The organism is Serratia sp. EC4 (assembly GCF_059652115.1).
The window spans coordinates 1-22,225 of record NZ_JBNIDE010000012.1; the positions used below are offsets into that span (position 1 = coordinate 1).

The window sequence follows — 22,225 nt, forward strand, 5'->3', positions numbered from 1 at the left end:
CGCAAAAAAGCGCAGCTACGCTGCGCGGTTTTCCCCTCCTCCTTATTCTCCGCCAGCGAGCCAGAGAAAAGGCCCCGAAGGGCCTTTGATTAGGGTGTGTTTGCTTTTTTCACTTATTATTCGATCAATGCGAGCTGCCCTGAGAGATGCCCAGCCCGGTTTGCGAACGGACAAACTGGGCCCGGAAGCGTTCCCGCTCCTGCTGTCCGGCCAGCGAGCTGTCGGTGATCGAGAACAGCCAGGTGCCGACAAAGGCCACGATCATCGAGAACAGCGCCGGATATTCATACGGATAAATTGGTTTTTCATGGCCGAGGATCTGCACCCAGATTGTCGGGCCGAGGATCATCAGAATTACCGCCGTTAACAGACCCAGCCAGCCGCCAATCATCGCGCCGCGGGTCGTCAAACGCGACCAGTACATCGACAGGATGATGATAGGGAAGTTACAGCTGGCGGCGATGGAGAAGGCCAGTCCGACCATAAAGGCGATATTCTGCTTCTCGAACAAAATCCCCAGGGCAATGGCGACCAGCCCCAATACCACGACGGTGATCTTGGAAACCTTCAGTTCATCGCGCTCAGTCGCCTTGCCGTTTTTAATCACGCTGGCGTACAGGTCATGGGACACGGCCGAGGCGCCAGCCAGCGTCAGGCCTGCGACGACTGCCAGAATGGTGGCGAACGCCACCGCCGAGATAAAGCCGAGGAAGAAGTTGCCGCCAACGGCATTGGCCAGATGCACCGCCGCCATGTTGGTGCCGCCCAGCAGCGCGCCGGTGGCGTCTTTGAACGCCGGATTGGCGCTGACCAGCAAGATGGCGCCGAAGCCGATGATAAAGGTCAGAATATAGAAGTAACCGATAAAGCCGGTGGCGTAGAACACACTCTTGCGCGCTTCCTTGGCGTCACTCACGGTGAAGAAACGCATCAGGATGTGCGGCAGACCGGCGGTGCCGAACATCAGCGCCAGGCCAAGCGACAGCGCGGAAATCGGATCGGACACCAGCCCGCCGGGGCTCATGATGGCGATGCCTTTCGGATGCACCTTCACCGCTTCGGCGAACAGGGTATTGAAGTCGAAGTTAACCGACTTCATCACCATCAGCGCCATAAAGCTGGCGCCGGCCAGCAACAGCACCGCTTTGATGATCTGCACCCAGGTGGTGGCCAGCATGCCGCCGAACAGCACGTACAGCACCATCAGGATACCGACCAGGATCACCGCCACATGGTAGTTGAGCCCGAACAGCAGCTGGATCAGTTTGCCGGCGCCGACCATCTGCGCGATCAGATACAACGCCACCACCACCAACGAGCCGCAGGCCGAGAGGGTGCGGATCGGTTTCTGCTGCAGACGGTAAGAGGCGACATCGGCGAAGGTATAGCGGCCGAGATTGCGCAGGCGTTCCGCGATCAGGAACAGAATGATCGGCCAGCCGATGAGGAAGCCGATGGAGTAGATCAGGCCGTCATAGCCCGAGGTATAGACCAGTGCGGAGATGCCGAGGAACGAGGCGGCGGACATGAAGTCGCCGGCGATCGCCAGCCCGTTTTGCAGACCGGTGATGCGCCCGCCCGCAGTGTAGTAGTCCTGACGGGAACGGGTGCGTTTGGACGCCCAATAGGTGATGTAGAGCGTGGCGCCGACAAACAGGATAAACATCACGATCGCCTGGATGTTCAGCGGCTGACGATGCACCTCGCCGCCAATGGCGTCGGCGCAGGCCAGGCCCGGCAGCAACAGCAGCGCGGGGGCGGACAATAAGCGCTTCATTGTTTCACCTCGCGCAGAATCTCTGCGGTGAGGCGATCGAATTCGCCGTTGGCGCGAAACACGTAGATCCCGGTCAAGACGAAAGAGATCACGATCAGCCCGACGCCGACCGGGATCCCACGGGTGATGGTCGATCCGGCGGCGATCGGCGTGCCGAGCCATTGGGGATCGAAGGCGATCAACAAAATGAAGCCGACGTACAGCGCCAGCGTAATCAGCGAAAGCAGCCAGGCGAACCGGCCGCGTTTTCTCACCAGCTCTTTAAAGCGCGGGTTTTCTTCAATCCCTTGATAAATGGTGTCATTCATCAGAGTGTCTCCAGTCGGTATTGAGAGAGTACGCCGCGCCAGGGCCGCTCAACGGCGCGTTATCCGAATGAGCGGCCTGAAGCGGCGTAAATTATGACGGCACTTTCATTGATTGTTTTTCTTCCAACAGCTTGTCGACTACGGCCGGATCCGCCAGCGTGGAGGTATCCCCCAGGTTGCTGGTGTCGCCGGCGGCAATTTTGCGCAGGATACGCCGCATGATCTTGCCGGAGCGCGTTTTGGGCAGCGAATCTGTCCAGTGCAACACATCCGGCGTAGCGATCGGCCCTATCTCTTTGCGCACCCAGTTGCGCACTTCGGCATAGAGCTCCGGCGTCGGTTCTTCGCCGTGGTTCAGCGTGATGTAGGCGTAGATCGCCTGGCCTTTGATGTTGTGAGGAATGCCGACCACCGCCGCTTCGGCGATTTTCGGGTGCGATACCAGCGCGGACTCGATCTCGGCGGTGCCCAGACGGTGGCCGGAGACGTTCAGCACGTCGTCGACGCGGCCGGTGATCCAGTAGTAACCGTCCTCGTCGCGGCGGGCGCCGTCACCGCTGAAGTACATGCCTTTGAAGGTCGAGAAGTAAGTTTGCTCGAAGCGATCATGATCGCCGAACAGGGTGCGCGCCTGGCCCGGCCAGGAATCGACGATCACCAGGTTGCCTTCGCAGGCGCCTTCCTGCGGCGTGCCGACGTTATCGACCAGCGCCGGCTGTACGCCAAAGAACGGCCGCGTGGCGGAACCGGCCTTCAGCTCAGTGGCGCCCGGCAGCGGGGTAATCATGAAGCCGCCGGTTTCGGTTTGCCACCAGGTGTCGACGATCGGGCATCTTGCGTTGCCGATCTTGTTGTAATACCACTCCCAGGCTTCCGGGTTGATCGGTTCGCCGACCGAGCCCATGATGCGCAGCGAATCGCGTCGGGTGCCTTCGATCGCCTTGTCGCCTTCGGCCATCAACGCGCGAATGGCGGTCGGCGCGGTATACAGAATGTTGACCTGGTGTTTGTCGATCACCTGCGACAGGCGATTGACGCCCGGATAGTTAGGCACGCCTTCGAACATCAGCGTGGTGGCGCCGCAGGCCAGCGGGCCGTACAGCAGATAGCTGTGGCCGGTGACCCAGCCCACGTCGGCGGTGCACCAGTAAATGTCGCCGTCGTGGTAGTCGAACACATACTTAAAGGTCATCGCAGCGTAGACCAGGTAGCCGCCGGTGGTGTGCAGCACGCCTTTCGGCTTGCCGGTCGAGCCGGAGGTGTACAGGATGAACAGCGGATCTTCGGCGTTCACTTCTTCCGGCGGGCAGTCTGCGGAGACGCCCTGGGTCAGCTCATGCCACCACAGATCGCGCCCTTCCTGCCAGTAGCCCGGTTTACCGGTGCGTTTGAATACCACCACGTTGGCCACGCTGACCACGCCGGGATTTTTCAGCGCATCGTCGACGTTCTTTTTCAGCGGCACGGCGCGGCCGGCGCGCAGGCCTTCATCGGCGGTGATCACCAGTTTGGCGTTGGAGTCGATAATGCGCCCGGCGACGGCTTCCGGCGAGAAGCCGCCGAAGATCACCGAATGTACGGCGCCGATGCGCGCGCAGGCCAGCATCGCGACCGCCGCTTCCGGCACCATCGGCATATAGATGGCCACCACGTCGCCTTTTTTAACGCCGAGCTGTTTCAGCACGTTGGCGAATTGGCAGACATCGTGATGCAGCTGTTTGTAAGTCACCTTTTTGGATTGGGTCGGGTCATCGCCTTCCCAGATAATGGCGGTCTGGTCACCGCGCTCGGCCAGATGGCGGTCCAGGCAGTTGGCCGCCAGGTTCAACGTGCCGTCTTCAAACCAGCGAATGCTGACGTGGCCCGGATCGAACGAGGTGTTTTTAACTTTGGTATAGGGTTTGATCCAATCCAGGATTTTGCCATGCTCACCCCAGAAAGCCTCTGGGTCTTGAACCGACTGTTGATAATACTCTTGGTATTGTGCCGGATTAATCAGGGCGCGTTCTGCAATTGCAGAAGGAATAGCGTGTTTATGCAGTTGGCTCATAGCTTTTCTCCTTGAAGTTGTTAATGATATGTCAACTGAAGGTTAAGTATAGTTTGCTATGATTCTTTGTTTCTTTTTTGCGCGGCAGATCACGCAACAAAGATATTGATTTGTAATCATTCTGTCGCATTTGCAGGGCGTATCTATCTCTTTGGCGCTTAAATCCTCATAAACCCACGTTTTTAACCAAAAACACTTATATAAAGAACAAAAAAGAATAAACCAAAACGGGCTCAACTGCCGAGAAATTAATAGATACGATCAGGGCCGCCATTATTTCTCGCTATAAATCTTTTTGGATTATTTTTCGCTATTAATATTCTAAGTTGGCATTAGCACGATATAACGATGGACTGCACAGCGTGAAATAACGTTTTATTAACCTTTAATTCCTGATGAAAGCTCGGGTAATGCCCTATGGTATGCGCCCTGCGATATCGTTCTTTTTTTAATCGAAATATAAAGTGGCACTGCATTTATGGGTGAAATTGTCACTCGGTCAATTCTCATTTGTTTGACTTTTGAGTAACAAAATATAAACATATCATGCGGATTAAATATGCAGAATGAGCGAAAAATAACGCATTTTAATAGCGTTCAAAAAATCGTCGTCGGTGCGGTTATGTACTTCATTGTATGAAAAATTATGTTTTTAATAACAACCAATTATGCCGTTTGAAATAGTTACTCGAATTTTTTGTGATTCGATTCAGCGCTCAACCCTGACAAATCAAGGCTTGCAGAGCATGCCGCCCGGATGATACAGATTTATACTGCGTTTCACCCAGGGCAGGTGAACGCTTCCGCTGAATTAACATAAGCCTGTAATAAATGATTAAGTATTCTTTTCGTCGTGTTGCGACTTTGTACGGCGAAAAGAGTCTTTGAGGACTTTTTGGGTATGAAAAGTGTAAAAATTAGCCTGGCTTGGCAAATCCTGATCGCGTTGGTACTGGGTATTATTGTTGGCGCGGTATTGCACAACCAGACCGAATCTCGTGAGTGGCTGGTCAGTAATATTCTCAGCCCGGCGGGTGATATCTTTATTCGTCTGATCAAGATGATTGTGGTGCCGATCGTTATTTCCACGCTGATCGTCGGTATTGCCGGCGTGGGGGATGCGAAAAAGCTGGGCCGCATCGGATTGAAAACCATTATTTACTTCGAAGTGATCACCACGATCGCCATCGTGGTGGGGCTGACGTTGGCCAACGTATTCCAACCTGGCCACGGCATTGATATGTCGACGCTGACCACGGTGGACATTTCGCAGTATGAGAAAACCACCGAACAGGTGCAAAGCGGTTCGCACAGTCTGGTGGCGACCATTCTGTCGCTGATCCCATCGAACGTCTTCTCGTCGATGGCCAAGGGCGACATGCTGCCGATTATCTTCTTCTCGGTGCTGTTCGGCCTGGGGCTGTCGTCGTTGCCGAAAGAGACCAAAGAGCCGCTGCTGAAGGTGTTCAAGGCGGTGTCCGAGAGCATGTTCAAAGTCACCCACATGATCATGCGTTATGCGCCGATCGGGGTGTTTGGCCTGATTGCGGTCACGGTAGCCAACTTCGGTTTCGCTTCGCTGCTGCCGCTGGCCAAGCTGGTGGTGCTGGTGTACTTCGCCATCGCGTTCTTCGCCCTGGTGGTGCTGGGGGCGGTCGCCCGGCTGTGCAACCTGCGCATCTGGACGCTGATCCGCATCCTGAAAGACGAACTGATCCTGGCTTATTCCACCGCCAGCTCGGAAACGGTGCTGCCGCGCATCATCGAAAAGATGGAGGCTTACGGCGCGCCCAAGTCGATCACCAGCTTCGTGGTGCCGACAGGTTACTCCTTTAACCTGGATGGCTCGACGCTGTACCAGAGCATTGCCGCCATCTTTATCGCCCAGTTGTACGGCATCGAGCTGTCGTTGGGGCAGGAGATCGTGCTGGTGCTGACGCTGATGGTGACCTCGAAAGGGATCGCCGGCGTGCCGGGCGTCTCGTTCGTGGTGTTGCTGGCCACCCTGGGCAGCGTCGGCATTCCGCTGGAAGGCCTGGCGTTCATCGCCGGCGTGGACCGTATCCTGGATATGGCGCGCACCGCGCTGAACGTGGTGGGCAACGCGCTGGCGGTACTGGTGATCGCCAAGTGGGAGCACCAGTTCGATCGCAAGAAGGCGCTGGCCTACGAAACGGAGTTCCTGGCGCAGAAGGTGAAGCCGGCCAACCAGGCCTAATCACCGAGTATCGCCGACGTTGAAAACGCCCCAGGCAGTTGTGCCGGGGCGTTTTGTTTTTTATGGCTCTTCAACCTGCCACTTTCTTTTCTCTGCCTTACTGCGCGACTTGCATCCCCGCTTAACAGAATCTAAAGTGTTACCAAATTAATAGAAATGATAATAGATGTTATTATCATTTTCATTTGATGATGTATGGAGACACGCAAAGTCGTTGAACGGTGGGGTTACGCCCGTTCGGCGTCTTTATTCGGGCTTATCAAAGGTAGGTAACATGTCGGACACCGCTTTGGCCTCTGGATGGTTGCCGCTGGCGCCAGCGCAGCTTGATTTCTGGGAAGAACACACCTTGCACCCTGGGCGGACTCTGTCCACCGTCGCACATTGCACCGAACTGTGTGGCGCGGTAGAGGAAGAGACGCTCTGCCGGGCGATCGTCACCACTCTCGCCGAGACGCAGGCGTTTGCCTTGCGCTTTGGTGAGCGGCATGGCGACTCTCCCCCGCTGTTACGTTACGATCCACAGCGCACACCGCCATTGCAACGCATCGATCTGCAAACGCACGGCGATCCCTGGCAGGCGGCGCAAAGCCTGATGCGCGAAGATATCGCGCAGCGCCGGGCGCTGCACAGCGAGCCGCTAGCCGCAGCCTGGCTGCTCAAACTGGGGCCGGAGCGCTACCTCTGGTACGTGCGTGCGCACCATATTCTGGTTGATGGCTTCGGCATGGCCCTGATCGAACACCGCTGCGCCGCGTTATACGCGCACTATCTGGGTGAGGGCTGCGCGGGTATGCCCCTGGGTGCCTTTGACGCCTTTCAACAGGCTGAACTGGCCTACGCTGATTCTGAGCGATGCGCGCGCGATCGGCGCTTTTGGCAGACCTATCTGCCGCCGTCGCAGGCGCTGCCGACGGTGCGCAAGGGCGGTGAGGCCTATGGCGTACGGCGTTTGAGCGCCCACTACCGGCTGCCGGCGGCGGTGTCGCACTGTCTGGCGCAGTTGGCGGAGCGCAGCGGCATCAATTGGCCCGACTTGCTGGTGGCGCTGTCGGCGGCCTGGCTGTTTCAGGTGATGCCGCGCTGTACCCGGCAAGGCGATACGCTGCCGATGTGGATGCCGGCGCTGAATCGTCGTGGACAGGCCGCCACCAACGTGCCTTCGCTGGCGGTCAACACTCTGCCGCTGCTGGTGTCACCGCCGCAAGCGGAGACGCTGGGGAGCTTTCTCACCACGCTGACGCAGCAGCTGCGCGAGCTGCGTAGCCACGGCGGCTACCGCCTGCGCCAACTGGCCGCCGATCGCGGCGTGGATCCGGACTCGCGCTTCTTTATTTCCCCTTTCATCAACGTGCAGCCCTTCGATACGCCCCGTTTTACCGGCTGCAGCGGGACGCGCAGCGTATTGGCCGGCGGCTCGGGCGACGGTTTCAACCTGACTTATCGCGGCCGCACCGACGCTCGCGATCTGCAGGTGGATATCGATATCTATCTGGAGCAGTTTCCGACGGAGGATGCGCTGGACTATGGCGAGGCGCTGCAAGAATTTCTGTTGCGTGCGCTGCAGCGGGAAGCCTGGGAGCAACCGCTGGCGGCCCTGACGGCGTTGCCCGCCTGAGAAAGTGCGGGCGGGAGGATGCTCCCGCCCGAGTGCTATGGCTTCAGCTGGCCAGCAACGCCGCCACTTCGCGCGCGTTCTTGCACGGCAAGAGCGAACTGCTTACCAGACGGGTGCCGAAAGCGTCATTGAGGCGTGCCGCCACCTGTTTGATATGCGGCAGCTTCAGCCCCATGGCGATAAACGCCGTCTCTTCCCCCCATTCCGGGCGCGGCGTTACGCCAATTTCCTGCCAGTAAATGGCCAGGATCTCGGCGCTGCGCGCCAGCGGCGCGTTCGGCGGCGGGGCCGCGCAGGCGTTCAACGCCGGCGCGGTTTGCTGGTGGCTCAGGTCGGCGCGGATGCGATGGCGGTCGGTTTTACCGTTGGCGGACAGCGGCAGCGCCTCGGCATGGATAAAGCGCGTGGGAATATGGGTACAGGGCAGATAGCCGGTGGCGAAGGCGCGGATCTCGGACAGCGGCAGCGGTTTGCCGTCGCGGGTCAGATACAGGGCGCCGAGCGCCGCCTCGTTGTTCTCTCCGCTGGGATAATCCACCACCACCATATCCAGGATCGCCGGATGGCGGCGCAGCACGTCTTCGATTTCCGGCAGCGAGACGCGCACGCCGCGGATCTTCACATAGCCGTTCACTCGGGTGGCGAACATGATGTTGCCGTCCGCACGGTAATAGCCCTGATCGCCGGTGCGGAAAGCGCGCAGCGATTGCCCGTCCGGCCCTTCGAGGGTGACGAAATCGTGCTGCTTAAGTTCCCCCTGTTCCAGATAGCCTAACGCCAGGTTGACCCCGGCGGTGTGAATGCGGCCGACCACGCCCGCCGGGCAGTGGCTGCCGTCGTCATGGCAGATGAAGTAGCGGTTAGCCGGCAGCGGGCGGCCGTAAGGCACGGTGCCGCTCTCCTGTGGGGCGATCGGGTGCCAGATGCTCCAAATGGTGGTTTCGGTCGGCCCGCCGAGTGAGAACAGCGCGAGATCCGGGCGCAGGGTACGCAGGGTTTGCACCGTCGCCGGCTTGATGTAGTCGCCGCCCTGCGCCACCAGGCGCAGGGAGCGCAGGCTGTCGGCCGTTTTACAGGTGAGCAGCATCTCCAGAATGGCCGGCACCGAACACCACAGACTGACCCGATGTTTCTCCACCAATTGGTTCCAACTGATGGCGTCCTTTTCCTGATGCGACGCCGGCAGCACCAGCGTGGCGCCGGCGCACAGCGAACCGAATAGATCGAACATCGACATGTCATGGTGCGGCGGCGTGACGGAAATGAAGACGTCGTCAGCGGTAACCGCCCAGCGCAGCTGGGTCTGGTGGATAACGTTGGCGGTGGCGCGGTTGTTGAGCACCACGCATTTGGGCTTGCCGGTGGTGCCGGAGGTATACAGATAGTAGCTTGCGGCCAGGCTGGCGCTGCGTTCCACCAACGTCTGTTCATCCGGCAGCGCAGGCGTGCGATCCGTCGGCGTCAGCAGGGGCGCCGGCGTCACGCCGATCGGCGTCTCCAGATCGCCGCCGTGCACCACCAACGTCGGCCGGCAGTTCTCCAGCAGGTAGGCGGTGCGCTCCGGCGGCGAGTTGATGTCGACAGGCACCCAGATCACCCCCTGCAGGGCGCAGGCGAGGCTGAAGATGACCAGTTCCGGGCTGCGCGGCAGATACAGCGCCACCACGTTGCCCGGCTGCACGCCGCGGCTCTGCAGGTTGGCGATTGCCGTGGCGATCCGCTGGCCCAGTTCGCGGTAGGTCAGCGTCTGCTCGCCGCAGATCAGCGCATTGCCGCCGTTTTGCGCGCCAAACAGCCGCTCGGCCAGCTGCGCCAGATAAGGATAAGGCGCGTAATTCGCTTCGCTGTCGTTGTGGCGGTAATGCGCCAGATCGATGAAGTCCCGCGGCGCGATCGCCAGGTCGGCCCGTTGGCAACTGTGCAGGATGCGTCGCTGCAACGCGGCCAGCATGGCTTCTACCTGCTCGCCGTGCAGCGCCTGTTCGGCGTAGTCCACGCACAGCTGCAGATTTTTTTCGCTGTCCAGCGTCAGGCGAATGTCGATGGCGACCTGCGGCGTTTGGGTCAGGCCGTCGTGGAAGCGCACCGGCACCTCGGCCGGCAGCGTTTCCCAACCCAGGCAGTTGGTCAGGATCACCGGCAGCGCCGGGCCGCCCTGGCTTTGGCCGAGCAACTGCCGCGCCAGATCGACGCCGGAAAATGCCAGGTGGTCGAGCGCGCCGAGTACGTCGTCCTGCAGGGCTTGCGCGCGCTGAATAAAATCTTCGCCGTGGCGGGAATAGCGCACCGCCACGAAGCTGGAGGCGTTGCCCAGGGCGCCGTCGGCGGCGGGGAACGCCACCGGCACCCCGACGCACAGCTCGCCATCGGTGGTCCAGTGGGCCAGCGTATCGAGGATCAGCGCCGACAGCAGGCTGTTGCGCAGCAGCGCATGCGGCGATCCCAGGCGGCCAAGCTGTTTTACCGTATCGCGCGGTAGCGTCAAGGTGGCGCGGCGATAGCGTGATGAGGTGAGATTGGCGAGCGGGGCGCGCCACGGCAGTGCCGACGGCGTGGTGACATCCTGCAGTTTTTCACGCCAGTAGGCGGCATCGGCCTGGCGCTGCGCCGCCGATGCGGCGGGGGGCGGCAGTGCGGCGGCGGTCGGCGCCAGAGGGCGATCGTCGAACAGGCGCGCGATCACGGTGGAGATCCCTTGGCCGTCGAGGATCAAGGCATCGAAGCTGGTGAAGATCAGCGTATCGTACGGCGATCCCGTCGGATCCTGCTGTTCGGCAAGTTGGATCACGGCGATGCGCCACAGTGGCTGGCTCGGATCGTGGCGCTGGTGGGAGTAGCGATCGCGCAGCTGTTCAGTCTGGCGCTGCGCCGCTTCGCCATCAAGGGAGCGCAGATCGTGGCGATCCAGATGCAGCGTCACCTCTGGGCGTACGTGCTGCGTGGCGCGCTGCACATCGATGCAGGTGCGCAACGCCGGGTAGTGCTGTACCAGCTCGGCCAGGCGCGCTTCAAGGCGCGGTACATCCCGCTGCCGGGTGCGGTATTCGCGAAAGTCGTGCATCGCCACGCCGCCGAGCGGCCATCGATCGCTGCGGCCCAGAAGGTAGGCCTGCTGCAGTGCGGTTAATGGTGTCTCCATGGTACTTCCCTATAGTCGCTAACCGATTAAAACGAGCCGGGCGCCGTGCGCCCGGAAACCGATCTCAGTGCTGCGGCGCCAGCGCGGCGAGCAGCGTTTTCGCATGCTTTCCTGCCTCGGGCGACCGTTGGCAGATCAACGCCGCCAGCGCAGCCGGGGAGGGATGCGCCGTCAGATCCTGCGCCGTCAGCGCCGCCGCCAGATACTTGTTGAGCACTGTCAGCAGCGCGTTCACCCCGGCATCCGGCAAGGCCAACCGGCGGATATCGTCGTGGTCGCGCAAGTCGGCCTCGGGAGCCACCCGCACCAGCAGCCGGTGCAGCACCTGGCGCACCGGCGCCTGCTGCGCCAGCGCGTCGGGCGTGCATTGCGCCAGCAGCTGCGACAGCGGGCGATCGAACGCCCCCGCTTGCCGCGCGGCCAGGTGCAGCAGCGCCCGGTAACAGGCCAGCAGGCGCGGCAGCACCTGCTCGGGGAACGCGTCCAGCCGCACGTCCCAGTTGATCAGAATACCGTCGTCGACATGGGCGACCTGCGCATCCAGCGCCACCTGCGGCCCCTGAGAGATCACCCAGCCGAGACGGCCGAAGGTGTCGGTGACCCGTTCGGAAAACAGCGTTTTGCCGCGGATGCCGAAACCGGCGGTAAACACCACCGGCGAAGGTTGCAGGCTGCCGTGCAGGCGCGACAGATCGCGCATCACGCTGACGCCGGGGTAATCCGCATGCTCGATCAGCTCCCCCAGCTGCGTCATCAGGCGCCGGCAGAAGGCGTTCAGGTTTTCCGTCGGGTTCAGTTCCACGCCGAGCAGCACCAGGTTAGAGAAATCGCCGATGAGGCGATGTGCGTCTTCCCGTTCGCTCTCGCGGTGGAACAGCGGCACGTTGAGCCGGAAGCGTGTCATGTTCCAACCCTGGCCGACGGCCAGCGCGAACAGCGCCAGAAACAGCGTCGAGAGGGAGGTGTGATGCCGTTTCGCGACGTTTTCCAGCGCGCGGCTTTCTTCTGCATTCAACTGTATGGCCAAACGATCGCTGCGGCAGCGGTCCGGCGTGCGCAGCAGGCGCGGCGCCGGCGGCATCTGCGCCAGGCGTTCACGCCACCAACGCTGGCCGCGTTCGCGCCGTTGGCGCAGCGCCGCGTCGGCGTCGCGTCGTTCGAGGTGGTCGAAGTAGGCCGGCGGCGCGTCATGGGCTGGGGCCGGCGGGCACTGGTGATAAAACGCCGTCAGATCTTCCATCAACAGGCGAAAGCTCATGGCATCGCCGGCGATCATGTCGAGATCGACATGCAGGCGGCTGCGTCCCGCCGGCAACAGGCTCAGGCTGATATCGCAGGGAACGCCCTGTTCCAGCGGCAGCAACTGGGTGCTTTTCGCCTGGCGCTTGGCGGCGAGCGCGGCCGCCAGCGTCGCTTCATCGGCATGTCGCCAGTCGTCGAGATGCAAAGTATGCCGGGGGCCGGGAGGTGCGATCGTCTGCCTGCCATCGTCGGTAATGCGTAGGCGTAACAGCGGATGGCGCAGATACAGCGCCTCGACGGCCTGGCGCAGCCGGGCGATGTTCAGCTCGCCGCTGTCGAATTCCGCATACAGGTGGGCGGCCATGCCGCCGAGAGGAGGAGCGGACTGTCGGCCTACCCAATAGGCGGCCTGCATCGTGGTCAAAGCTTTCATCGGGTATCCATTTTGATTCAGCCAACGAGACTGCAAGAATATATCCAAATGTTAATAGGAATGAAAATTATTATTATTTGATTCATTTGGCGCAGAGGTGCTATCTATAAGGGGTTTTAGCGATGCCGGGCAGGCAGGGCGTTGGGTGTGAATAATTTATCTATATTATTCTTAGCATTGAAATGATTGCTTGTTATTGCAGCGCTTGTTTTTCCTGCAAAAATATAAGGGTTTCTGGCGGTGAACACGCCCGGCCTCACACCTTTATTGATAATGATTTGCATTAAAAAATGCAAAATATTATCATTCTTAACACTATTTTACGTTTTTATACAAGCTGCCGGCCGCTTCGCCGGCGGCTTGGCTGTGGACGGGGCCGCGCCCGTTCGGCCGCGAAAGACATGGGTTCGCCGCAGGGATAAGCAACAGCAAGGCCGGGAAGGCCGCAGCGTCATGGTCTGTGTGAGTGTCGATGTAGGTTGTGTAAAAAAAAATCAAATTTTGTGCACCTCTGGGATGAAAGGAGAAGACATCTATGGGCAAGCATTTTGCGGCTCAACGGCATGAAAGCGTAGGAAACGGGGAAAAAGCGGGGTTGAAAGCCATTGGGGCGTTTTCCTCCGTATTTTTAGGGGTTTGTTCACTGGCGATCGGTAACGTCAACGCGGCGGAAACCAAGAGCAACGAAACCTACCAGGACGCGGAAACGCTGCTGGTTACCGGTGAGAAGGTCAAACGTTCCATTTTCGACACCGGCTCCAGCGTCGAAGTGTTCGACAGCAACCGCATCTCCTCTATGCCTAATGCGACACAGGTTCCCGATTTGCTGCGCATGACCCCCAACGTGGTGGATGTCGGCATCGGCAACGATCTGCCAACCGTGCGTGGCGTTGACGGCTCCGGCCCGACCACCGGTGCCGGCGCTTTCCTCAGCGGCACCAGGCCGCGCCTCAATCTGTCGTTGGACGGCCGTTCGCTGACCTATAACGAACAAGCCTACGGACCGCAATCGTTGTGGGATCTGGATCGCGTTGAAGTGTTCCGCGGCCCGCAAAGTTACATTCAGGGGCGCAACGCCATCGCCGGCGCCATCGTCATGGCCAGTAAAGACCCGACCTTCGAATGGGAAAGCGCCTTCAAGGGCGGGGCCGGCAATCAGCACTCCTCTCAACTAGCCGCCATGGCGTCCGGCCCGCTGGTGGAAGACCAGTTGGCGTTCCGTGTCAGCGTCGATCGCCAGCGCCGCCGTAGCGATGCTGACCTGCCGGCCTATGAACCGGTGGGCGATCCGCGTGAAGTGGAGGCCACCACCGCCCGCGCCAAGCTGCTGTTCAACCCGGCCGGTTTGCGCGATCTGACCACCAAGCTGACCTTTAACCACTTTGGCAGCACCGCACCGCAGAACGAAAGCCTCAACCCGCAGCCGCATCCTGCGAGTGCGCGTCACGACATCCGTCGGCCGGTGTTCAAAAGCAATGTGAACAGCGGGATCTGGGATCTGGCCTGGGAGGCCTCCGATGGCCTGGTGTTGGAAAACCGCGTTATCTATACCGATTTCAACATTAACCGCGCCACGGCTTATCAGCTGCCGTACGCCGACATCGGCGGTAAAGAGGTGCACGTAGAACCGGTGGTACGTTTCGGCGGCGCGGACAGCCGCCTGCACGGGCTGGCGGGGCTGCGTTATTTCCACGCCAAGCAGGATGAGTTCGTCAATATCTTCGGCGGCGCGACTTTTAAAGATAAAACCGACACTAACTCGGCCTTCGCTGAGCTGACCTATGCGCTGACGCCGCAGGTGGACGTGACTGCCGCCAGCCGTTTGGAACGCGAACATCGCCAACGCAATGGCGGCAGCAAGGCGGTGCGCATCGACTTCGACGAAACCTACACGGTGTTCCTGCCGAAACTGGACGTGGCCTGGAAACCGACGGACACCCAAACCTACGGTGCCAAGATCGCCCGCGGTTATAACGCTGGCGGTGCAGGCATTACTCTCAGCAGCCCGATCGTCAGTTACACCTACGGTTCCGAGTATGTCTGGAACTATGAGTTGTACACCCGCCATCACCTGAAAGACGCCAACGTGGTGCTGACCAGCAACGTGTTCTACAACGATTACAAAGACATGCAGCTGCCTTATTACCTGGGTGAAAATTCCAGCGTGATCCGCAACGCCGACAAGGTGGAAACCTACGGCGCGGAAATCGGCGCCACCTGGCAGCCGCGTTGGGACTTCGAGCTGTTCGGTAACGTTGGCCTGCTGAAAACCAAGATCAAAAAGTTCTCGGGCAGCGGCGTGGAAGGGCATGAATTGGGACGCGCGCCGGCTTACACCGCCAACATGGGCGCCAAATATCAGTTCCTGAAAGGGTGGGAAGTGAGCACTAACGTGGCGTTCTCGGACTCCTATTACTCGGCGTATGACAACGATTCGCGCGGGCGTATAGGTTCTTACTGGTCGGCTAACGCCCAGCTGGCCTACACCTTCGCCTATGGGCGCGCCACGCTGTTTGCGCAAAACCTGTTCGACTCCGAGCGTCGCATCATGGTTGGCGGCAACGATATCTACACCGCGACGCAGCAGCGCCCGCGCATGGTCGGCGCGGCGGTTGAGCTGAATTTCTAACGCTATCGCGATGATGGGGGGACGAATGTCCCCCGTTTTATGCGCTATCCCGGCATGGCCGGGCAGAGGAGATAACGCAGTGATCGGTGATTTTGACAGCATTCTGAGCGATGAAGAGGCCCAGCGGCTGGAGAGCGCGTTTCAGGCGCTGGGCGCGCCGTCGGCGAACGGCGAGCGGCCGGTAAGCGAAGCCGAAGAACGGGCATGGTTTGCCCATCTGCAGCAGGGTGACGCACGCGGGCAGCGGGCGATGGCCTGGCGCCTGACGGGAGAGGTAGATATCGCCCAACTGACGGCGGCGCTGCAAGCGCTGGTGCGGGAAACGCCGGGCGTGAACGTGCGTTACGTTTTTGATGACGAAAACGGTCTGGTTAAACGCGCTGCCTATTCGGCGCCGTTGCCGGTGAGCCTGCGTCAGGTGGCGGATGAACAACACGCCATTTGTCGTCTGCTGCAAGTGCAGGCGGCGCCATTTGAACTGGAAAGCGAAGCGCCGCTGCGCTGCCTGCTGTTGCTCACGCCTGCCGATGACGTGATTTTGGGCGTGGTATTGCATGACATCCTGGCGGAAGCGCTGCCGTGGCGCCATCTGCCGGCGATGCTGTCCGCCCGCTATAACGGAGATGCGATGCCTCTGCCTTTCGCGGCGGCGCCGGTCGAGCTGCCGGAAATCCCGGCGCCACAGCTGCCCTGGGCGCGCCAGGCGGTCTCGCTGCAGGATTACCGCAGCCCGGCGCAGCGTGCTGAAGCCTTGCCGCCGGTGGGCGCGCGCGTGGTCACACGCATTGATCGCTCGCTGTTGCCCGCCAACGACACACCGCGGGCCTTGCTGGCGGCGGTGGCGGCGCGGTTTGCCGAGTTCGTCGCCGCGCAGGCCGGTGGCCAAGCGGTGCAGCTGTGCGTGCCGGCCGCAGAAACGGCGGAGTGCGTCGGTCTGGAGCTGGGCCTGACGGCGGCGCCGCTGATGCGCCTGACCGTGCAGCATGGCGAGGGCGACATCGGGCAGCGGCTGCTGGCGCAGGCCGTGGCTGAACAGCCGGATCCGCAGCGGGCGCAGCTGCTGGTGGCCTGGCGTGACGATCTGGCTGCGGACTGGCGCATGGAAGGCGTTCACGCCGAACGCCTGTTGCTGCCGCCGCTGCATACGCCGTTTGAACTGGCGCTGCTGTTGGGCTTGCCGGAGGCAGAAACGCTGACGCTGGAGCTGGTCACCGACCCGCGCCTGTCTCCGCACGCGGCGCCTTTCCTGCTGGAGCAGTTCAGCGCGTTCCTGGCCGGGCAGCGAATTACCGTCGCATTGCCGGCGGCTGAATCCGCTTCCCCGGCGATGGCCGCGCCGGCGGCGAACAGCGACGTGGATGAAAGCGTTGCGCCGCTGATATTGCAGGAGTTCCGTGAGGCGCTGGTGGCACCGGAAATGACCCTGGATGAAGACTTCTTCGATCGCGGCGGCCATTCGCTGGTCGCTACCCGGGTGATTGGCCGCTTGCTGAGCCTGCATCAGATCGAAATCAACATTAACGATTTGTTCAGCCATCCGACGGCGCGCGGGCTGGCGGGCTACGCCAAACGCCTGAACGTCGCGCAGCCGAATGCCGCGCTAGCCACCGCCGACGATCATGAGGGGGCGCAGGCGCCGCTGTCGCTGGCGCAGGAATCGCTGTGGAAGGTGTATGAAGCCTTCGGCCATGACGAGATTTTCAACCTGCCGTTCTCTCTGCGCTTCTTCGATGCGGTGGACGAAACGGCGCTGCACCAGGCGTTTATCGACGTCATGACTCGCCATACCGTGCTGCGTTCACGCTTCGTCGAGCAGCAGGGGGAGGTGGTGCAGGTGGTGGTGCCGGCCGCAGAACTGCCGGATTATCAGTGGTTCCGCTTCTCTCACGAGACGCCGGCGGGTAATGCCGCCGCCCTGTTGGCCGACGCCGGCCAGCACCGGTTCGATCTGGCCGCCGAGCTGCCGCTGCGCGCCACGCTACTGCGAGATGCGGACAACGGCCAACAGCTGCTGTCGTTGCTGTTCCACCATGTGGTGCTGGATGAATGGTCGCTCAATCTGATGATGGATGAGCTGGGCGTCGCCTATCGCCATCGCGTCGTCGGCCAGGCGCCGCAGTGGAGCGGGCAGCCGCCGCAGTTCCATACCTTCGCCCGGCAACAGCGGGCCTCGGGAGTGCAGCAGCAACATCTGGACTACTGGCTCGATGCGCTGCGCGGCGCGCCGGTCGGCCAGCCGATCTTCCGGCAAGAAGCGTCCACCCACCCGGCGGTGCCGGCGCCGGCGGACGTCAACGGCGGCTGGCTTGAGTTCGAGGTCGATCCTGCCGTGGCGGAAGGCTTGTATCAGCTTGCCCGCCGCAACAACGCGTCGCTGTTCAACGTGGTGTATGCCGGGATTACCTCGGCGCTGCGCCTGCTGGGCGGCCCGGCGGATCTGCTGGTGGGCACCTCGACTTCCGGCCGTAACGACGCCGAGTTCTTCGATACCGTCGGCTATTTCACCACCGTGGTGGTGCACCGCGTGCGCTTCGACGAGGGGCTGACGGTGGCCGGATTGGTCAGCCAGGTGAAAAACACCATCAATGGCTCGCTGCCGTACACTGACATTCCGATCGATCTGGTGGAAGAAGGGCTGTTCGGCGTGGACGCCGACCGCAAGAACCACATGTTCGAAGTGTTTATCCAGATCCACAGCCGCATCAAGCTGAACGGCGAGTTCCGGCTGCAGGACGGCAGCGCGATCGCCTACCGTCAGGTGGAGCCGGAGAAAGCCGAATCGTTGCTCGGCCTGCAGTTTGAGGTGATGGAAGACGATCTGGCGGGGGCGAAATCCCTGCGGGTGATGATGACCTACCGCCAGGATCACTACAGCCGGGAGCAGGCCAATCTGATCGCCGACGGCGTTCAGCACGTCTTTACCCAGTTTGCGCAGCACATCGCTGGCGATATCGCTCTGGCGGCGCTGCCGCCCGGGCCGCAGGCATGACGTTGTTTCACTCTAACCGAAAGCATGATTTTCAAGGAGATAAAAGGATGTCTGGAACCCTAGCAACCCCGCGCGCGTTACTGTCGCTGCTGGTGGCGGCCTCTCTGGTGGTCGCCGGCGCCGCGCAGGCCGACGATGCCGGCATCAGACCGCAGGACATCAAGCGCCAGGCGTTGTCGTCGACGGTGGTGGAGATGGCCTACAGCACCTCGCAACAGGCGCTGTTCGTCAGCGCGCCGGATTGGAAGGAAGAGGCGCGCTCCCGCGTGCTGCGGCTGGATCCCAACACCCTGGCGATCAAGGCGGAGATCCCGCTGCAGGTGAAAGGCTTCGGCGTGGCGCTGAACGACGCGGGCAATCGCCTGTACCTGACGCAGGCCTTCAACGGCGAAGTCGGGGTGGTGGACACCACCACCAACCACGCGCTGGGCAGCATCAAGCTGCTGGACAAGGCGGTGCTGGAGCAGGCTTACAAGCAGGCGGGCATCAGCGGCAAGCGTCTGGATTTCCTGTTGGCGGAGCTGAAGAAGTTTAAAATCACCGAGGACTACCTGTATCGCCTCCGCGAGATCAAGTATGACGCGCAAAGCGGCCGTCTGTTCCTGCCGGGCCTGGGTTTCGGCGTCGACAGCGTGCTGTACGTGGTCGATACCAAGGCCGGCAAGCTGGAGAAAGTGATCCCGGGCTTCGGTTACAACGCGGTGGGCATCACGCTGGATGAGAAGGGCCGTCGGGTATTCGTTTCCAACATGCAGGGGCAGGTGATCACCCTGAACGCCGACACGTTGGCGATCACCGCCACGCACGAAGTGCAGGCCGATCAACTGCTCAACCTGGTGTATGACCCGGCGGGCAATCGCCTGCTGGGCGTCGATCAGGGCATCGATCGCGACGACTACCGCAACCATCATCTGGGGCACGACTACGTGAAGCGCAGCAGCGGCCACCGGGTATTTGCGCTGGATGCGGACAGCGGCAAGGTGCTGGCCAGCGAGCTGACGGATGAGGTGCCGATCGGCCTGTTGCTCGACGAGCGCAGCCAGCGGCTGTATGTCGCCAACCGCAAAGGGGTACGCGTGGATCACGGCGCCGGGACGCTGACGGTGTTTGACGCCAAAACGCTCAAGCGTCTGCAGACCGTGGATTTGCCGCCGCACCCTAACAGCCTGGCGCTGGATCCGAAAGGTGACGCGCTGTTCGTGACGGTGAAAAACGACGGCGCTTCCACCAAGGCCGGCAAGCCGGAAAGCGTGGTGCGTATTCAACTGCATTCCAACTAGCTGAATATAAAGATAAAAAAAGGGCGCCGCGGCGCCCTTTGTCGTTGGAACATGTCATCAGAAGTGGGTGTTGATGCTCATGTAATAGGTACGGCCCGGTTCGTTGTAGGTAGCCGCGCCCGCGCCGGCGATGTTGATCGCGCCGGTGTTCGGATCGCCCACGTTCTGCGCGTTGCCGGCGCGGAACTGGCGTTTGTCGAACAGGTTGTCGATGCCGGCGGTGAGGCTGACGTTTTTGGTCAGGTCATAGGTCGCGCTGGCGCCGACGACGGCGTAAGGGCTGACCTCGCGGGTTTCGCCGCCGGTGGCCGGTTTACCCTGGTAGTTGTACTTCTTCGGCTTCTGACGGCCGTACCAGGTCAGGGTGGACTGCATCGACAGATCTTGCGTGGCCTGCCAGCTGAGGGTCGAGTTGACGGTAAACTTCGGGATCACCGACAGGTAATCGCCGGTGGTCTTGTTCTTGTTCTCGATCATGTAGGTGGCGTTGTTGCTCCAGGTGACGGTCTCGCTGACCGGCACGTTCAATGAGCCCTCCAGCCCCTGCACCACCGCTTTCGGTACGTTTTCCCACTGATAGACCGCCGTGCCGGTGCTGCTGGTGGCGATGCGCGAGTTGCCCGCTTCGATCTTGTTGTGATAATCGTTGCGGAAGTAGGTCACGCCGGCCAGCCAGCCGTCGTTATGGAACTCCAGCCCGATCTCTTTGTTAACGCTGGTCTCCGCTTTCAGATCGTCGTTGCCGAGCAGGTAGCAGCCGTTTTTGGTATCGCTGCCGGCACATCCCTGGCCTTTGCTGTACAGCAGGTAGTTGCCGTTGGTCTGGAACAGCGTCGGGGCTTTATAGGAACGTGCGATGCCCATCTTCAGCGTGAAGTAGTCGCCCAGTTCCTGCGACAGGTTCAGCGCCGGGCTCCAGTTGTTGCCGGATTCCGAATGCAGATCGTAGCGCAGACCCGGCGTCAGCATGGTGGTGTCGGTCAGTTCAATGTTGTCTTCGGCGAACAGCGAGAAGATATGCGCGGAAGCGTAAGGGCTGCGCGTACCTGTGGTCATGCCGGGAATGGTGCCGCCCATCAGTGTTTGGCTGGTGGACGTGCCGTCTTTCATCCGCTGCTGGGTCCACTCGGTGCCCAGCGTGGCGGTTTGCGCGACGCCCAGCTCAAACGGCACGCTGACTTCGCTGTGCGCCAGGAAGTCGTCCAGCTTGGTGGTGCCGAAACCGGTGTTTTTGGTGTCGAAGATGCCTTCGGTGCCGCCGGCCAAGCCCTCGTTCAGGCGGGTGTTGCGGGTGCGTTCGAACTGCACGTAGTTGTTGGTGCTCACGCCGTTGTCCCAGGCGCCGCGATGGGTCAGGCCGAAGGTTTCACGGTAGATGCGGTTGGTCTCTTTGCCGTAGTTGCTCTGCACCAGGGCGTTGGTGTTGGTGTTCTGGGTATCGCCGGCGTACAGGTTGCCCTGGCGGCCATAGGCGTACTCGAACTCCAATGACTGCAGATGGGCGAAATCCCAGTGCAGCAAGGCGTCGATGTTTTTATCGACCACCCCCTCGCGCCCGGCCGGGACGCTGTTGGCGTAGGCGCCGACGCGTTCGGATTTATGCGATTCGTTAATGTCCCAGGCGTCGGCCTGCGTTTTGCTGTAGCCGCCGAACAGGCGGAAGCTCAGGGAATCGCTCAGCGGGCCGGACAGGCTGAAGTCGGTGCGCTTGGTGGCGCCTTCCTGCTTGTGCTGCGGCACGTTGAAGTAACCGTTCAGCGAGCCGTGCAGCGCATCGCCGGCTTTCTTGGTGATGATGTTGACCACGCCGCCCGCGGCGCCGTTGCCGTAGCGCGCTGCGGCAGGGCCGCGCAGCACTTCGATGCGCTCGATCATTTCCGGCGGCACCCAGGCGGTATCGCCGCGCGAGTCGCGCTCGCCGCGCCAGCCCTGACGCACCGAGTTGCGGCTGGAGGCCGGTTTGCCGTCGATCAGAATCAGGGTGTTTTCCGGGCCCATGCCGCGGATATCGATCTGGCGATTGTTGCCGCGCTGGCCGCTGGTGGAGTTGCCGGTCAGGTTAACCCCGGGCATGGTGCGGATCAGTTCGCTGATGTCGCGCGCCGGCGGGCGTTTTTTGATCTCGTCGGCGGTGATGGTGGACACCCCCGGCGCCTGCAGGTTCTGCCGGGCGGCGGTCACGACGATGGTGTCTTCGCCGCGCGGCTTTTTCTCCGTGGCGCCGCTGTTCTCTTCCGTGGTGGTGGTGTCGGTCTGCTGCGCGGCGTTGGCGAACGCGGACGCGCCCAATCCCAAGCCGATAAGAGTGGCTAAAGAATAACGTGATAGCTTGCTTTTCATCTGAGTGTCCTACCTTGCTGCCATCCCTCGCCGAATGGGGGGAAGGGCGGTTGTAGTTTTTGTGTAGTCGGAAATAGAAAATCGGCTGCGGCAAGGGATGCCATTGATGTATCCCCGATCCCTGTCCGTTGCGCGCAATACCAGCACGATCTCCAAGCCTTACACACTATTGCAAATGCAAATTATTATCAATAGTATTTGG

11 protein-coding genes are annotated in these 22,225 nt (G+C 61.0%); 5 read left to right on the forward strand and 6 right to left on the reverse strand.

What is annotated here, in order from left to right; all coding sequences use genetic code 11:
• Positions 1 to 124: 124 nt before the first annotated feature.
• From actP to acs, 3 genes are all read right to left on the reverse strand, one after another.
• On the reverse strand, positions 125 to 1,777 hold the full coding sequence (actP, locus tag ACP39K_RS22490; RefSeq protein ID WP_497008844.1) for a cation/acetate symporter ActP: 1,653 nt from the start codon (positions 1,775 to 1,777) through the stop codon (positions 125 to 127).
• Entirely contained in the window at positions 1,774 to 2,085 is a 312-nt protein-coding gene (locus ACP39K_RS22495; protein ID WP_004930047.1) for a DUF485 domain-containing protein, read from the reverse strand. Before ACP39K_RS22495 ends, actP begins: the two co-directional genes overlap by 4 nt.
• 91 nt (positions 2,086 to 2,176) lie before the next feature.
• Positions 2,177 to 4,135 carry an acetate--CoA ligase gene (gene acs, locus ACP39K_RS22500; protein WP_089185201.1) on the reverse strand — a complete coding sequence of 653 codons (1,959 nt, stop codon included), beginning with the start codon at positions 4,133 to 4,135 and terminating at the stop codon, positions 2,177 to 2,179.
• A 901-nt stretch (positions 4,136 to 5,036) separates the two neighbouring features.
• Here acs and gltP point away from each other — a divergent pair.
• Together gltP and ACP39K_RS22510 are read left to right on the forward strand one after the other, a co-directional pair.
• Positions 5,037 to 6,353, forward strand: coding sequence for a glutamate/aspartate:proton symporter GltP (gene gltP, locus ACP39K_RS22505; RefSeq protein WP_016929412.1), 1,317 nt, complete (start codon positions 5,037 to 5,039; stop codon positions 6,351 to 6,353).
• Positions 6,354 to 6,627: 274 nt separating this feature from the next.
• Positions 6,628 to 7,971, forward strand: a complete 1,344-nt coding sequence (locus ACP39K_RS22510; RefSeq protein ID WP_243810772.1) for a condensation domain-containing protein — start codon at positions 6,628 to 6,630, stop codon at positions 7,969 to 7,971.
• Between the two features lie 43 nt (positions 7,972 to 8,014).
• Here ACP39K_RS22510 and ACP39K_RS22515 read toward each other — a convergent pair whose 3' ends face one another.
• Positions 8,015 to 11,110 (reverse strand): amino acid adenylation domain-containing protein, encoded by a 3,096-nt coding sequence (locus ACP39K_RS22515; RefSeq protein ID WP_147827581.1) that lies wholly within the window; start codon positions 11,108 to 11,110, stop codon positions 8,015 to 8,017.
• A 64-nt stretch (positions 11,111 to 11,174) separates the two neighbouring features.
• The gene (locus ACP39K_RS22520; RefSeq protein ID WP_497008845.1) at positions 11,175 to 12,785 is read right to left on the reverse strand and encodes a condensation domain-containing protein; all 1,611 of its coding nucleotides are present in this window, start codon (positions 12,783 to 12,785) and stop codon (positions 11,175 to 11,177) included.
• Positions 12,786 to 13,320: 535 nt separating this feature from the next.
• On the opposite strand from ACP39K_RS22520, the gene ACP39K_RS22525 reads away from it, so the two are divergent.
• The 3 genes from ACP39K_RS22525 (at position 13,321) to ACP39K_RS22535 (ending at position 19,683) form a co-directional block, all read left to right on the forward strand.
• Positions 13,321 to 15,414: a TonB-dependent receptor gene (locus ACP39K_RS22525; RefSeq protein ID WP_497008846.1), complete on the forward strand. Its 2,094-nt coding sequence runs from the start codon at positions 13,321 to 13,323 to the stop codon at positions 15,412 to 15,414.
• A 79-nt stretch (positions 15,415 to 15,493) separates the two neighbouring features.
• Positions 15,494 to 18,403 carry a condensation domain-containing protein gene (locus ACP39K_RS22530; protein ID WP_497008847.1) on the forward strand — a complete coding sequence of 970 codons (2,910 nt, stop codon included), beginning with the start codon at positions 15,494 to 15,496 and terminating at the stop codon, positions 18,401 to 18,403.
• A gap of 47 nt (positions 18,404 to 18,450) precedes the next feature.
• The gene (locus tag ACP39K_RS22535) at positions 18,451 to 19,683 is read left to right on the forward strand and encodes a YncE family protein (RefSeq protein ID WP_147827583.1); all 1,233 of its coding nucleotides are present in this window, start codon (positions 18,451 to 18,453) and stop codon (positions 19,681 to 19,683) included.
• A gap of 57 nt (positions 19,684 to 19,740) precedes the next feature.
• On the opposite strand, the gene ACP39K_RS22540 is transcribed toward ACP39K_RS22535, so the two are convergent.
• On the reverse strand, positions 19,741 to 22,023 hold the full coding sequence (locus ACP39K_RS22540) for a TonB-dependent siderophore receptor (protein ID WP_033638946.1): 2,283 nt from the start codon (positions 22,021 to 22,023) through the stop codon (positions 19,741 to 19,743).
• Positions 22,024 to 22,225 lie beyond the last annotated feature (202 nt).

Coding starts and splice junctions, on each gene's coding strand:
- actP (WP_497008844.1), bottom strand. CDS start 1,777: ATGAAGCGCTTATTGTCCGCCCCCGCGCTGCTGTTGCTGCCGGGCCTG.
- ACP39K_RS22525 (WP_497008846.1), top strand. CDS start 13,321: ATGGGCAAGCATTTTGCGGCTCAACGGCATGAAAGCGTAGGAAACGGG.
- ACP39K_RS22540 (WP_033638946.1), bottom strand. CDS start 22,023: ATGAAAAGCAAGCTATCACGTTATTCTTTAGCCACTCTTATCGGCTTG.
- ACP39K_RS22515 (WP_147827581.1), bottom strand. CDS start 11,110: ATGGAGACACCATTAACCGCACTGCAGCAGGCCTACCTTCTGGGCCGC.
- acs (WP_089185201.1), bottom strand. CDS start 4,135: ATGAGCCAACTGCATAAACACGCTATTCCTTCTGCAATTGCAGAACGC.
- ACP39K_RS22535 (WP_147827583.1), top strand. CDS start 18,451: ATGTCTGGAACCCTAGCAACCCCGCGCGCGTTACTGTCGCTGCTGGTG.
- ACP39K_RS22510 (WP_243810772.1), top strand. CDS start 6,628: ATGTCGGACACCGCTTTGGCCTCTGGATGGTTGCCGCTGGCGCCAGCG.
- gltP (WP_016929412.1), top strand. CDS start 5,037: ATGAAAAGTGTAAAAATTAGCCTGGCTTGGCAAATCCTGATCGCGTTG.
- ACP39K_RS22495 (WP_004930047.1), bottom strand. CDS start 2,085: ATGAATGACACCATTTATCAAGGGATTGAAGAAAACCCGCGCTTTAAA.
- ACP39K_RS22520 (WP_497008845.1), bottom strand. CDS start 12,785: ATGAAAGCTTTGACCACGATGCAGGCCGCCTATTGGGTAGGCCGACAG.